This is a genomic window from Tabrizicola sp., assembly GCF_016792905.1.
Lineage (GTDB): Bacteria > Pseudomonadota > Alphaproteobacteria > Rhodobacterales > Rhodobacteraceae > Tabrizicola.
Window position 1 is genome coordinate 1 of the sequence record NZ_JAEULP010000077.1, and the last position, 11,499, is coordinate 11,499.

Here is an 11,499-nt window from a genome sequence, read left to right on the forward strand (position 1 = left end):
GTTGCGCTGGGATGAACAGCCCGAATTCCTGAAGCGCGCGCAGCTTTACCCGATCCCGGATGCGGCGCTGGATACCGCGATGCAGGATCTCTGGACCGAGATGCTGGCGCAGTAAGGTGCGCCTCGCCGCCCGCGACCGCCACCTTGCCTGGGGCCTTCTGGCCCCGGCACTGGTCTGGACCGCTGCCTTCTTCCTTCTGCCGTTCCTGGCGATGATCGCACTGTCCTTCGCGCACATGCAGGGGCGCGAGGTCGTGCGCGGCTTTGACCCCGGCAACTATAGCCGCATCTTCACCGACCCGGTGATGCTAGGGGCCTTGTGGAACAGCCTGGAGATCACTGTGGTCGTCACGGTGATTTCCATCCCGCTCGCCTACCCTCTGGCCGCAATCATCGCCTTCCGGGTGCCCGCCCGCTGGCAGCGGCTGGCGCTTTTGCTGGCGGTCCTGCCGTTCTGGACCTCCTACGTCGTGCGGTCCTATTCCTGGCTTCTGGTCCTTGGGCAGAACGGGGTGGTGAACAAGGCGTTGCTCGGGCTGGGGGTGATCGCCGAGCCTTTGGAAATCGCCTCGACCCGGGCGGCGACGGTGATCGGCTTCGTGCATTTCTTCGTCATGCTCTTGACGCTGACGATCTACGCCAACCTGATCCAGCTGTCGCCGAACTATGCCCGCGCCGCGCAGGACCTTGGGGCAAACCGCTGGCAGACCTTCGCCCATGTCATCCTGCCCCTGACCCTGCCGGGGGTGGTGACGGGGGCCTTCCTGACCTTTGTCCTGTGCATCGGTGACTACATCACGCCGCAAATCCTTGGCGGGAACACCGAACTGACGCTGCCGCAGTTGATCATGCTGCAACTGGGCCGCAGCGGGAACTTCCCCCTCGCCTCGGCGTTGAGCGTGGTGCTGATGGCGGTGGTAACGCTGGCCTACTTTGCCTCAAGCCGCTGGTTGCGGCTGGATCGGGTGTAGGCGATGCGCCTCCTCTCTTGGGCCTATCTCGCCGCCGCCTTCACCTTCGTCTACCTGCCCGTCGCGGTGCTGGTCGCCTTCAGTTTCCAGGACGGCCGCCTGCCGGTGCCCCCCTTCAAGGGGGTGACGCTGGACTGGTATGCCAAGGTTCTGGGCAACGACGACCTGACCGCAGCGCTGCTCAATTCCCTCCTCGTCGCCCTCGTCTCCTCGGCCATCGCCCTGATCCTCGGCTTCCTCGCCGCCCATGCGCTGGCGCGGGTCCGACTGCCCGGATCGGCCCTGATGCGCGGCGTCCTGATCGCGCCGATGACCGTGAGCTACCTGATCATCGCGCTTGGCCTTCTGAACCTCTTCAACCTGACCGGCATCCGCCTCTCGCTCCTCACCGCCGGGATCGGCCATGTCGTGATCAACCTGCCGCTCTGCTTTGCCATCACCTATGCCGCGATGGGCGACCACCAGAAGAATGCCGAACGCGCCGCCCGCGACCTTGGCGCGCCGGAGTGGAAAGTGCTGACCCTGATCTCGGCCCCCATGCTCGCCGCCCCCCTTGCCGCCGCCTTCTTCCTGTCCGTCACCTTCTCCTGGGACGAATTCCTCATCGCCTTCCTCCTCACCCGCTTCGACGTCACCCTGCCGGTCGAGATCTGGTCGATGCTGAAATCCGGCCTCTCGCCCGCCACCAACGCCGTCGGATCGCTCGTCTTCCTCGTCTCGGTCACGCTGGTGATCCTTCTTGAACTCACCGTCTTCCGGAAACGCCCATGACCGCAGCCGTCTCGATCAGGCAAGTCTCGCAACGCTATGGCGCCGCGCTGGCGCTGGATCGCATCGACCTGGAGATCGAGGCGGGCGAATTCGTCGTCCTTCTCGGCCCCTCGGGCTGCGGCAAGACCACGCTGCTGAACATCATCGGCGGCTTTGCCGAGCCGACCGAGGGGCAGGTGCTGATCGGCGGCCGCGACATGGGGGGCGTCGCGCCGAAGGACCGACCGACGACGACGGTGTTCCAGGACTATGCGCTGTTCCCGCATATGTCGCTCCGCGACAACGTGGGCTTCGGGCTGCGGATGCGGGGGGTGGATAGGGCGGCGCGTGCGGTGAAAGCCGACCAGATGCTTGCCCTTGTCGGGCTTGAAGGCCGGGGCGACCGGCGCCCGCACGAGTTGTCCGGTGGCCAGCGGCAGCGGGTGGCGCTGGCACGCGCCCTGGCGGTGGAGCCGGATGTGCTGCTGCTGGATGAACCCCTGGGCGCGCTGGACCTGAAGCTCCGCCGCCAGATGCAGGACGAACTGAAGGCGATCCAGCGCCGGGTCGGCACCACCTTCGTCCATGTCACCCATGACCAGGAGGAGGCGATGGCCATTGCCGACCGGATCGTGGTGATGAACGCCGGGCGGATCGAGCACTACGGCCCCCCGCGTGAGGTCTACCTTCATCCGAAAACGCTTTTCACCGCAGGCTTCATGGGCGAAGTCAACCGCATTCCCGTGCGCGACGGCAAGGCGCCCTTCGGCCCGGTTCCCGTTGCGGACGGCACGCTCCTGATCCGCCCCGAGGCGATCAGCCCGGCGGGCTCTCTGCACATTGGCCTCTGCAAGGTCGAGGATGCCTCCTTCTTCGGCACCCACATCCGCGCCCATGTCACGCCGCTCAACGCGCCGGACTTGCGGCTGGTGGTGCATCTGCCGCAAACTCAGGCCGTGGAGCCCGGCGGGGTGCTGGACCTTGGCGCCGAGGCGCATGTGGTGCTGTCGGAATGAGAGCCAGACCGGAAGACTGGTGGCGGGTGCGGGGGGTGGGCGACGGCGTCACCCATATTGACGAGCCGCATATCCGCGACTTCTACCGCTGCAACGTCTGGCATGTCCGGGGCCGGGACACCGACATGCTGGTCGACAGCGGCATGGGCGTGGTGTCGTTGCGCGACAGGGTGCCGCTGGTGACCGAACGCCCCTTGCAGGCGGTCGCCAGCCACACGCATTTCGACCATATCGGGCTGCACCACGAATTCCCCTGCCGCCTCTGCCATGCCGCCGAGGCGCATCTCCTCCGCGCGCCGACGCGGGAGAACACCTTCGCCGACAAGTATGTCACCGAAGGCATCTTCACCACGCTTCCGCCCGAGCCCTTCGCCTGCGACACCTACGCGGTGAAGGCTGCCCCGGCGCAGCGCATCCTCTGGGACGGCGATGTCATCGACCTCGGCGACCGGCAATTCCAGGTGATCCACACCCCCGGCCATTCCCCCGGCGGCATCGCGCTGTGGGAAGCCGCGACGGACATCCTCTTCTCCGGCGACATCGTCTACGACGGCGAGCTGATCGAAGGCACCAGCGACCTGGAGCAGGGACAGTACATCACCTCGATGGAACGCCTGCTGCGCCTGCCCGTCCGCGTGGTGCACGGCGGGCATTTCCCCAGCTATTCGGGCGAAAGGCACCGGGAACTGATCACGGACTGGCTGAAAGCCAAGGGGCGCTGAGAGTTTCGAGGGAATTTGGTGGAGCAGAGGGGGATCGAACCCCTGACCTTATCATTGCGAACGATACGCTCTCCCAACTGAGCTACTGCCCCATCCGCGAGCCCGTATTCATAGCAATTCGGGCGGAGAGTCAAGCCGGGTCCGACAGCGTTTCAATGACCATTCCCGCGCACGAAGGCCACGATGTCGGCGGCGGGCCGCGCCCCGGCAAGGCGGGCGACCTCGCGGCCGTTGCGGTAGAGGATCAGCAGGGGAATGCCGCGGATGTTCAGGCGGGCCGAGACCTGGGGATGGTCCTCGGTGTTCAGCTTCATCAGCCGCGCTTCGGGGGCAAGCGTTGCGGCGGCCTTGGCGAATTCCGGCGCCATCATCCGGCAGGGACCGCACCAGGGCGCCCAGTAGTCCACCAGCACCGGCAGCCCGTCGCCGCGCGTCACCTTGTCATGCGTCGCGGCGTCGAGTTCGGCCACCTTGCCATCGACCAGCACCGCGCCGCAGACCCCGCATTTCGGCCCATCGGCCAGCCGGTCCACGGGCACGCGGTTCGCCTGTCCGCAGGTGGCGCAAGTCAGCTTCAGGGCATCGGTCACGGCCATGGCACATTCCACATCTAGCAGAATCCAAAGATGTGCGGCGCCGGTCGCATCCGCAAGGGGCTAGAGGAAATCCTCTTCCTCGCCGGACACGTCCACGCCCAAGGCATCGAGACCCGCTTCCAGGTTCTCGGCCAGGTGCGGCATTCCCATCAGGTAATCGGCCGTGGGCGTCGTCGCCTCGGCGGTCGCGGTGGCCACGGCTTCGGCGAAATCCTCGGGTTCGAAGGCGCCGCGCCCGACCCAGGCGACGGCGGTCAGCTGGGCCTTTTCGTCGTCGTTCAGCGCGTCGATGAAAGCATGCAGCTCGGCATCGCCCCCTCCCATTTCGCGGGCAAGATAGATCACATGCACCACTTTACTCGGGCTGATCTCCAGCATGGCGGTCTCCTTCGGTTGGGCCATGGTCGCGCATAGGACGGCGGGGTGCAAGGCTTGCGTCAGCCGATCAACCAGACCGCCAGCCCATGCGCCAGCGCGCCCGCCAGCGTGGCCAGCACCACCGATTTCCGGGTGAACCAGAGGGCCAGGACCGCCGCGGTGCCGGTTATGACCGGCAGGAGGCGCGCAAGGTCGGAGGTCAGCGAGGGCAGGATCGCCGCCACGAACAGCGTGCCGATGGCGGCCGGGCCGGTGGAGGACAGGAAGCGGCCCAGCCAGCCGCCCGCCGTCGTGCGGCCCCTGTGCGCCAGGATCGGCAGGGCGCGAAAACACCAGTTGGCAACCCCGGCCATGAGGGCGACGGTCAGCAGCTCCCAGCTCATTTGCGGATCACCCCGGCCAGCGCGCCCGCAAGCATGCCCAGAAGGATGCCGCTCGTTGCACTGAGCGCCAGCGTGCCCGCCACCGTTGCCGCCGCCGCCACGGCAATGACCGGCACCTGCCTGCGGCTGAGGATCGACAGAAGCAGCGCCAGGAACAGCGCGGGCAGCATGAAGCCCAAGCCCGCGTTCACTGCGGGCCAACCCTCCAGCGCCCCGCCCCCGGCAAAGGCGCCGACCACGGTGCCGGAAACCCAGGAGGCATAGGCGCCAAGGCCGAGGCCGAACATGTAGGGTTCGGAAAACTTCTGCCCCCGCGCCAAGGCACCCAGGGCCTGGCCGAAGACCTCGTCCGTCAGGCCCCAGGCCCAGGCCCAGGCGAGGCGCGTTGTCGCCTCTTCGCCCGCCTCGCGCATCAGGGCCGGGCCATACAGGAGATGCCGCAGGTTCATCGCGATCAGCGTGAAGGCCGCGACCAGCACCGGCGCGCCCGACGACAACAGCGCCAGCGCCAGGAATTGCGAGGCCCCGGCGTAGATGATCAGCGACAGGGCAGAAGCCTCGACTTCGGTAAAACCGGCCCGGGTGGCAGCGACGCCGAAGGAAAAAGCGATGGGAAAATAGCCCATGACGATGGGCAGGCTGGCGCCAAGGCCGTCAAGGAATGTGGCTTTCGTCCGGGTCATCGGCGCCAGCGCTACCTTGGGCGACGCTTTCGGTCAATGCTTCGACATTGTTGGGTAGTGGGTCAGTTTGAAATCAGAAACTTCCCGCGCGCGTGAGGCAGGGTTTGCGCCAAGCGCAGGCAGGCACTATCTTGAGGGTATGACCGACCGACCCAAACGCCCTCGTGACGCCAACCAGCTTGCCAAGTTCATCGTGGACGTGGCGACGGGGGATGACAATCCCGTGGTTCTGCCAGACAGCGATAGGCAGGTTAGCGGCACACATGGCGGCAAGGCGCGCGCTCGTGCGTTGACGGGTGAGCAGCGCAAGGAAATTGCCCGTATCGCCGCCGATGTGCGCTGGAAGAAAAGCTAGGCCGCGTCTTCGTCTTCGTCGTATCCGTCGCTGGCCTTGCGAATTTCGATGTCCATCGTCAGGTCCATCGGAAGGACGATCGGATCTTCGTCGGTGTGAACGCGGTTCCAGTGATCAAGGTCCAGCTGAAGATTGTAGCCGTCGCTGACAATCTGTTCGCGGCGGATGACGCTGGACTTGTGCATCTGTGGGCGCGTGGCTTCGTCGGTGTCAACATAGACAAATAGGTTCATCTGAACAGGACCGGCAGGGATCGCCTGATACGCTCGGTATGGACGCTTCGTCTTCGTGTCGTAGCGGCGTTCTGCCTGCGCATCATCCGCAAACAGCTTTGCCAGCATTTCGACATCGGACTGTGGCTTGGGCATTTCCCAGCCATGCTTTTTGGCAAACTCAGCCACTTTCTGCATGCTGATCTCGGTTTCGCCGGTCTGCTCTTTGTAGAAGCGGATGAACCGCTGACGCTCCTGTCGTTTACTCACTTTCTGATGCCTTTCATTGTTCTATGGGGGCGACGTCGCCCCATCCATCCTTGAAAACATTGGGCAGAATGTTTGCCCTGATCTTAGCCAGGTGTTCGCGGAAGCGGTCATACCTGTTGGTCTGTCGTTGAAGTTGTCCTGCGACGATCCCAGGATGCACTCTCATGATTTTTGCAAAGCCCAGCAAATCACGCTCCGAGAAGAAGGGGGCCTTCCGGGCAATGAAAGCGTCCATCTGATGCACCGGGACAAGGAAGTCCTGCGCTGCCAGGTTCGCCTGACGCTCTTCGTCGTTGACGTCCGGCCCCGTTCCCGCCCTTTCGCCTTCAAGGCCCGCATCCAGAACTACAGAAGACATGCCGTGCCCCTGAAGGACATGTTCAATCTCATGCCGGAGAACAAACCAGAAGTTGTCGATGCGGTCGAAGCGCAGCGTCAGCCCAATGACCGGGGCGTTCGGGTTAAGCCAGAAGCACACGCCGTCAATCTTCGCGGCAGGAAGTGTCTCGACAACAACAAAGCGGATACCGCATTCTGCAAGGATGCGGGGCACTTGGGCCGCGCCCTCTGGCGAAACCGCTAAGGCCTTAAGCTTCGGAAGGGCGGCAAGTAGTGCCTGCTTGGAATAGGGCTTCGCCAGAATTCCCGTAGCCATCTGTTTGACGCGGTATAGCCAAGCGATTTGTGCTGGCGTTGCATCGGTGTTCACGGCGGTCTTCTTAGCCGCGTGTGGAAGAACCTCAATATCCTCTGGGCGGTTAACGCCAAAGAAGCGCATCAGCCCTTTGTCTACGTTCTCAGTGTCACGAATGTTTTCCGCTGAGATCCATCCGCGCTTTATCATATCGGCTAGAGGCAAATCCCCATAAAGGGTGGCGCGGACAGCTCGTGCGGGGTCGGGGCGCATGACAATTCGTGCCTGAGCGAGGTCGTAGCCCTTTTGCAGCCGAAGAAACTCTTCGGCGGGGACCGAGAAAACCTCTTCCAGCATCAAAGCGGTCTCCGCGTCCAAGGATGCCTTGCCACTGATGAGCCGGTTGATTGTCGTGTCGGCCTTGTCCAGCACGACACCCAACGCGCGCTGCGTCCAGCCCTTCTGTTCAAGTAGCGCCTCGATCAACTGCCCAGGCGTCTTGTAGTCCGGCATTCATGCCTCCCCTTCTGATTCAGGCACTCTATACAACTTGCGGAAAAACGCAAACTCATATTTTATGCTTGCAATAAGGTCATTTTGAATTACGTTGGGCTTATGAACACGCTCGACACCAAAATCCGCGTCCTGATCCTCCGCCTTCTGGTGGAAGGCAACTCCATCCGCGCCACAACGCGCATCGCGGACGTGTCGAAGAACACCGTCACCAAGCTGCTTGAGGATGCCGGGAAGGCTTGCGCCGCCTACCACGACGAACACGTTCGCGGCGTCAAAGCCTCGCATGTGCAGGCCGATGAAATCTGGTCGTTCTGCTATGCCAAAGAGCGCAACGTCGAGACAGCCAAGGCTGCACCGGCTGATGCTGGCGATATCTGGACTTGGACCGCGATGGACCGGGATAGCAAGCTGATGATCTCGTACACTGTCGGCGATCGTTCTGCGGCCACCGCGCGCGAGTTCATGTTTGATCTGGCCGACCGCCTGGCAAGCCGCGTCCAGTTGACCACGGACGGGCATGGCGCTTACCTCAAGGCCGTTGCTGACGCCTTCTCTGGCGACGTGGATTACGCGATGCTGATCAAGCAGTATGGCGACCCGACTGGCACCAAGGGCCATGAGCGCAAGTATAGCCCCGCAGAATGCACGGGCGCTATCAAGGAGCCGATCTTTGGAAAGCCTGACATGGCCCAAGTCGGAACGTCGCATGTGGAGCGGCAGAACCTGACGATGCGCATGGGTATGCGCCGCTTCACCCGCCTGACTAACGCATTCAGCAAGAAGGCCGAGAACCACGCTTACGCCGTGGCCCTGCACTTCATGCACTACAACTTCTGCCGCACCCACAAGACGCTGCGCATGACGCCCGCGATGGCCGCTGGCCTCGTGTCCAGCCCGTGGGAAATCGAAGACCTTGTTGCACTTGTCGAAGCGGCTCAACCGGCACCGAAAAAGCGCGGTCCTTACAAGCCCCGCAAAAAAGACAATTCAAACTGACCCACTACCCATTGTTGCGGAAAGCCTGACTTGCGCGATGCGCCGCGTGACTGCATTCTGATCGGCAAAACCTGCCTTAGGAACCGCACCATGCGCCCGCTTGCCCTTGCTGCCGCCCTTGTCCTTGCGCCCACGCTTGCCCTCGCCCAGTCCGCGGAAATTCCGGGTTCGGAGTTCGAAGCCGGCAACTGGTACGGCGGCGCCTATACCGACGACGGGGGCGCATTTTCCTACTGCTACATCACGGTCAGCTACCAGAATGGCCAGGATCTCTGGATCGGGCTTTACCCCAACGACACGCTGTCGATCCTGCTCAGGCAACCCGACGTCAAGTTCCAGCCCGGCCAGAAGTTCGAGCTTTGGGTGATGATGGAAACCGGCATTCCCGCCATTGGCAACGGCGAGGCCTGGGATGCAGACTATGGCGGCATCACCTATGACGGGATCGACGCCACGATCGACTTCCTGAATTCCGGCCGTTACCTGCGGATGCTGGGCATGGGCATCGACGACGGCTTCGACATCGACGGGATCAGCCCCGCGCTGGTGCAGGCGCAGGATTGCCTGGCGCGGCAGGGCGGGGCGGGCGGCAAGGTGCTGGGCGCGGTGCCGGGCGTGAAGACCCCGCCGAAGGTGCCGGACCTGACGAAGCCCAAGACCAGCGGCGTCGGATCGGGCGGCGGACTTGGCACCCGGCCCGGCGGGGCGCTTGGCACGCCCGCTCCGAAGCCGCAGCCCTAGTCCAGCCTGCGGAAGGCGCCGTTCCAGTAGATCAGCGCCCCGGCGCCCGGCGTTGCCCGGATCGCACGGACGCGGCCGATCAGGATCGAATGCGTCTCGCGCGGGATCATCTCGTCCACCGTGCAGTCGAAGGCCGCAGGCGCCCCGACCAGCAGCCGCGCGCCGGTGACGGCGGTTTCCCACTCCGCGCCCTCATACCGCGCAGCACCCTTCACGCCGCCGAAGCCCGAGAAGCGTTCCGCCACGGCCTGATGTGCCGCCCCAAGCGAGGACCAGCCGAACCGGCCCCAGCGTTGCAAGAGGTCATGGCTCGATGCGCTGCGGTTGACGCAGGCGAGCAGCAGCGGCGGATCGGCCGAGAGCGAGATCGCCGAGGTGACGACAAGGCCCGAAGCCTCGTCGCCGTCGCCCACGGTGATCACGCTGCAATTGCCGACAAAGGCCCGCATTGCCTCGCGGAAGCTCTTGCCATCCGGGTCCACTAACGGATGCCCGCCGCCTGAAGCTTCGGCAGCACGGTGTCGCGGAAATAGGGGAACTCCTCGACATAATCGACGAAGGACAGCGTCGTCCCGGCAAAGCCGGTTGCGTGCAGCCGCAGGATGCCTTCGGCCACCTGATCCGGCGTGCCGATCAGCGGATAGCCGCCATGGCCCAGCGCGAAGAGGTGCTTGATCTGCGCCAGGAGGTCATGCGGGAAGCTGTGGGCATGGGCGAACTGCAGGCGCACCAGATTGTCCACGGCGTCGGTATCGGCGTTCTGCACGGCGGTATAGTCGGCGAAGGCCTTGGCTTCCGCTTCGGTCGGGCGGCAGATGACATGGCTGAAGGTCAGCACGTCGACCTTGCGGCCCTTGGCGGCGGCCTGCGCCTTCAGCTCGACGATCTCGGTCTTCGAGCGGTCGAGGTCGATGGCCGGGGTGAACAGGAAATCGGCGTTGTCGGTGGCGAACTCGCGCCCCTGCGGGCTGCCCGCGGCATTGATGATCGGCACGCGGGCGCGCTGCGGCTTCGGATCGCCCTTCACCCGCTTGGCCTTGAAATACTTGCCATCCCAGTCAAAGTGTTCATCCGAGGTCCACAGCTTCTGCACCAGGTCGAACCATTCCTGCGCATAGGCGTAGCGGGTTTCGTGATCGTCCGGCAGGCTCAGACCCAGCGCCTCATATTCCGGCTTGTTCCAGCCCGCGACGACGTTCAGCCCGGCCCGGCCATGGCCGATCTGGTCGATGGTGGCGATCTGCTTGGCGACGACAACGGGATGGTTCGCGGCGGTGTGGATGGTGGCGAAGACCGCGATGTTCTTGGTCGCGGCCAGAAGGCCCGCGGCCCAGGTCATCGTCTCCAGCACGCCGCCGTGAAAATCGGTTTCACCGCCATAGCCGATCCAGCGCGCGATGGGCAGCATGAAATCGATCCCGGCCTCGTCCAGCATCTTGGCGAGCTTGAGGTTGTTGTCCCAGCTGTTGACCCAGCGTTCGGGCACCTTGGTGGGCGTCATGCCCGAGGAGCAGTTGGTCGAGAAGGTGCCCAGGCGAAAGCGGTCGCCCGAGAGCATCGGGTGGTGCGGCATGGCGGGTATCCCTGTTGGAGTTTTGGTGATATTTTATGTTTGAAAGTCTATCGTAAATTCCATTTGCGTCAACCGTCTCCTGCGGCAAAACTTCGCAGGCAGAGGGGGCGCTTCGGATGGCTGGAAAATTGGTTCAAACTCAAAAAGATACCGGGGACGACACCCCGACGCCGGGCCTCGACCTGCGCTGGCATCTCGCCGAAAGCGCGGTCGAGGTCGACACGACGGAACTGGAATTCGCGTTGATGCGGACGTTCGAGGGATTCGGTCGCTGGCAGTCGGAATGCCTGGCCTCGGTCTGCGACCTTGCAGCGACCGGACCGGAGAATGCGCTTTTGCACATCATCCGCATGAACGACCGCCCGAAGACGATCAAGGACCTTGCCCGGCTGACCAACCGGGACGACGTGCCGAACATCCAGTATTCGCTGCGCAAGCTGATCGGCGCCGGCCTGGTGCTGCGCCGGGGGGCGGGGCGGTCGGGCGTGACCTATGTCGTGACGGAGGAGGGCCGCCACGTCACCGATGCCTATGGCGCGCTGAGGCGGCGGCTGCTGTTGCAGGCGGTGGCAGGCGTGCCGGGCTTTTCCGACCGGCTGGCCGAGGCGACGCGGACGCTGAACCTGCTGTCCGGCATCTACGAGGAGATCTCGCGCGTGGCGGCAACCCACCGCCGGGGGTAGCCGGGCCCTTGGGCGGGCCC

The 11,499-nt window shown here is 64.2% G+C and carries 16 protein-coding genes and 1 tRNA gene; 8 read left to right on the forward strand and 9 right to left on the reverse strand.

What is annotated here, in order from left to right:
* The first annotated feature begins 116 nt into the window (after nucleotides 1-116).
* From JNL31_RS15885 to JNL31_RS15900, 4 genes are read left to right on the forward strand one after another with little or no spacing between them, the layout of a single operon-like run.
* Entirely contained in the window at nucleotides 117-971 is an 855-nt protein-coding gene (locus JNL31_RS15885) for an ABC transporter permease (protein WP_294975291.1), read from the forward strand.
* 3 nt (nucleotides 972-974) lie between these two features.
* The gene (locus JNL31_RS15890) at nucleotides 975-1,742 is read left to right on the forward strand and encodes an ABC transporter permease (RefSeq protein WP_294975294.1); all 768 of its coding nucleotides are present in this window, start codon (nucleotides 975-977) and stop codon (nucleotides 1,740-1,742) included.
* Complete coding sequence (locus JNL31_RS19190; protein ID WP_366928953.1) at nucleotides 1,739-2,737, forward strand: ABC transporter ATP-binding protein; 999 nt, start codon at nucleotides 1,739-1,741, stop codon at nucleotides 2,735-2,737. The genes JNL31_RS15890 and JNL31_RS19190 overlap by 4 nt, the downstream gene beginning before the upstream one ends.
* Nucleotides 2,734-3,459 carry an MBL fold metallo-hydrolase gene (locus JNL31_RS15900; protein WP_294975297.1) on the forward strand — a complete coding sequence of 242 codons (726 nt, stop codon included), beginning with the start codon at nucleotides 2,734-2,736 and terminating at the stop codon, nucleotides 3,457-3,459. Before JNL31_RS19190 ends, JNL31_RS15900 begins: the two co-directional genes overlap by 4 nt.
* A 16-nt stretch (nucleotides 3,460-3,475) precedes the next feature.
* On the opposite strand, the gene JNL31_RS15905 is transcribed toward JNL31_RS15900, so the two are convergent.
* The 5 genes from JNL31_RS15905 to JNL31_RS15925 form a co-directional block, all read right to left on the reverse strand.
* Nucleotides 3,476-3,551: transfer RNA gene (locus JNL31_RS15905), tRNA-Ala, on the reverse strand.
* A 60-nt stretch (nucleotides 3,552-3,611) separates the two neighbouring features.
* Entirely contained in the window at nucleotides 3,612-4,055 is a 444-nt protein-coding gene (trxC, locus tag JNL31_RS15910) for a thioredoxin TrxC (protein WP_294975299.1), read from the reverse strand.
* Nucleotides 4,056-4,115: 60 nt separating this feature from the next.
* Nucleotides 4,116-4,433 (reverse strand): DUF3775 domain-containing protein, encoded by a 318-nt coding sequence (locus JNL31_RS15915; RefSeq protein ID WP_294975462.1) that lies wholly within the window; start codon nucleotides 4,431-4,433, stop codon nucleotides 4,116-4,118.
* Between the two features lie 59 nt (nucleotides 4,434-4,492).
* Nucleotides 4,493-4,816, reverse strand: coding sequence for an AzlD domain-containing protein (locus tag JNL31_RS15920; protein WP_294975301.1), 324 nt, complete (start codon nucleotides 4,814-4,816; stop codon nucleotides 4,493-4,495).
* A complete protein-coding gene (locus tag JNL31_RS15925) occupies nucleotides 4,813-5,499 on the reverse strand; it encodes an AzlC family ABC transporter permease (protein ID WP_294975304.1) in 687 nt (228 codons plus the stop codon). The genes JNL31_RS15920 and JNL31_RS15925 overlap by 4 nt, the downstream gene beginning before the upstream one ends.
* Before the next feature lie 139 nt (nucleotides 5,500-5,638).
* Here JNL31_RS15925 and JNL31_RS15930 point away from each other — a divergent pair, with 139 nt between their 5' ends.
* Nucleotides 5,639-5,854 (forward strand): histone H1, encoded by a 216-nt coding sequence (locus JNL31_RS15930; protein ID WP_294975307.1) that lies wholly within the window; start codon nucleotides 5,639-5,641, stop codon nucleotides 5,852-5,854.
* Here JNL31_RS15930 and JNL31_RS15935 read toward each other — a convergent pair.
* Nucleotides 5,851-6,336 carry a hypothetical protein gene (locus JNL31_RS15935; RefSeq protein ID WP_294975309.1) on the reverse strand — a complete coding sequence of 162 codons (486 nt, stop codon included), beginning with the start codon at nucleotides 6,334-6,336 and terminating at the stop codon, nucleotides 5,851-5,853. The two genes, JNL31_RS15930 and JNL31_RS15935, sit on opposite strands and share 4 nt — an antisense overlap.
* 13 nt (nucleotides 6,337-6,349) lie before the next feature.
* Nucleotides 6,350-7,483 (reverse strand): helix-turn-helix domain-containing protein, encoded by a 1,134-nt coding sequence (locus JNL31_RS15940; protein ID WP_294975312.1) that lies wholly within the window; start codon nucleotides 7,481-7,483, stop codon nucleotides 6,350-6,352.
* Between the two features lie 102 nt (nucleotides 7,484-7,585).
* Here JNL31_RS15940 and JNL31_RS15945 point away from each other — a divergent pair, with 102 nt between their 5' ends.
* Together JNL31_RS15945 and JNL31_RS15950 are read left to right on the forward strand one after the other, a co-directional pair.
* Complete coding sequence (locus JNL31_RS15945) at nucleotides 7,586-8,482, forward strand: IS1 family transposase (RefSeq protein WP_294975315.1); 897 nt, start codon at nucleotides 7,586-7,588, stop codon at nucleotides 8,480-8,482.
* 90 nt (nucleotides 8,483-8,572) lie between these two features.
* A complete protein-coding gene (locus tag JNL31_RS15950; protein WP_294975318.1) occupies nucleotides 8,573-9,223 on the forward strand; it encodes a hypothetical protein in 651 nt (216 codons plus the stop codon).
* On the opposite strand, the gene JNL31_RS15955 is transcribed toward JNL31_RS15950, so the two are convergent.
* Both JNL31_RS15955 and JNL31_RS15960 read right to left on the reverse strand, forming a co-directional pair.
* Nucleotides 9,220-9,705 carry a flavin reductase family protein gene (locus JNL31_RS15955; protein WP_294975319.1) on the reverse strand — a complete coding sequence of 162 codons (486 nt, stop codon included), beginning with the start codon at nucleotides 9,703-9,705 and terminating at the stop codon, nucleotides 9,220-9,222. The genes JNL31_RS15950 and JNL31_RS15955 overlap by 4 nt on opposite strands.
* The gene (locus JNL31_RS15960) at nucleotides 9,705-10,796 is read right to left on the reverse strand and encodes an LLM class flavin-dependent oxidoreductase (RefSeq protein ID WP_294975321.1); all 1,092 of its coding nucleotides are present in this window, start codon (nucleotides 10,794-10,796) and stop codon (nucleotides 9,705-9,707) included. Before JNL31_RS15960 ends, JNL31_RS15955 begins: the two co-directional genes overlap by 1 nt.
* Before the next feature lie 116 nt (nucleotides 10,797-10,912).
* Between JNL31_RS15960 and JNL31_RS15965 the strand changes: the two genes are divergently transcribed.
* Nucleotides 10,913-11,479, forward strand: a complete 567-nt coding sequence (locus JNL31_RS15965) for a winged helix DNA-binding protein (protein ID WP_294975324.1) — start codon at nucleotides 10,913-10,915, stop codon at nucleotides 11,477-11,479.
* Nucleotides 11,480-11,499: the final 20 nt, after the last annotated feature.

Coding starts and splice junctions, on each gene's coding strand:
- JNL31_RS15890 (WP_294975294.1), top strand. CDS start 975: ATGCGCCTCCTCTCTTGGGCCTATCTCGCCGCCGCCTTCACCTTCGTC.
- JNL31_RS19190 (WP_366928953.1), top strand. CDS start 1,739: ATGACCGCAGCCGTCTCGATCAGGCAAGTCTCGCAACGCTATGGCGCC.
- JNL31_RS15900 (WP_294975297.1), top strand. CDS start 2,734: ATGAGAGCCAGACCGGAAGACTGGTGGCGGGTGCGGGGGGTGGGCGAC.
- trxC (WP_294975299.1), bottom strand. CDS start 4,055: ATGGCCGTGACCGATGCCCTGAAGCTGACTTGCGCCACCTGCGGACAG.
- JNL31_RS15915 (WP_294975462.1), bottom strand. CDS start 4,433: ATGCTGGAGATCAGCCCGAGTAAAGTGGTGCATGTGATCTATCTTGCC.
- JNL31_RS15920 (WP_294975301.1), bottom strand. CDS start 4,816: ATGAGCTGGGAGCTGCTGACCGTCGCCCTCATGGCCGGGGTTGCCAAC.
- JNL31_RS15925 (WP_294975304.1), bottom strand. CDS start 5,499: ATGACCCGGACGAAAGCCACATTCCTTGACGGCCTTGGCGCCAGCCTG.
- JNL31_RS15930 (WP_294975307.1), top strand. CDS start 5,639: ATGACCGACCGACCCAAACGCCCTCGTGACGCCAACCAGCTTGCCAAG.
- JNL31_RS15940 (WP_294975312.1), bottom strand. CDS start 7,483: ATGCCGGACTACAAGACGCCTGGGCAGTTGATCGAGGCGCTACTTGAA.
- JNL31_RS15945 (WP_294975315.1), top strand. CDS start 7,586: ATGAACACGCTCGACACCAAAATCCGCGTCCTGATCCTCCGCCTTCTG.
- JNL31_RS15950 (WP_294975318.1), top strand. CDS start 8,573: ATGCGCCCGCTTGCCCTTGCTGCCGCCCTTGTCCTTGCGCCCACGCTT.
- JNL31_RS15960 (WP_294975321.1), bottom strand. CDS start 10,796: ATGCCGCACCACCCGATGCTCTCGGGCGACCGCTTTCGCCTGGGCACC.
- JNL31_RS15965 (WP_294975324.1), top strand. CDS start 10,913: ATGGCTGGAAAATTGGTTCAAACTCAAAAAGATACCGGGGACGACACC.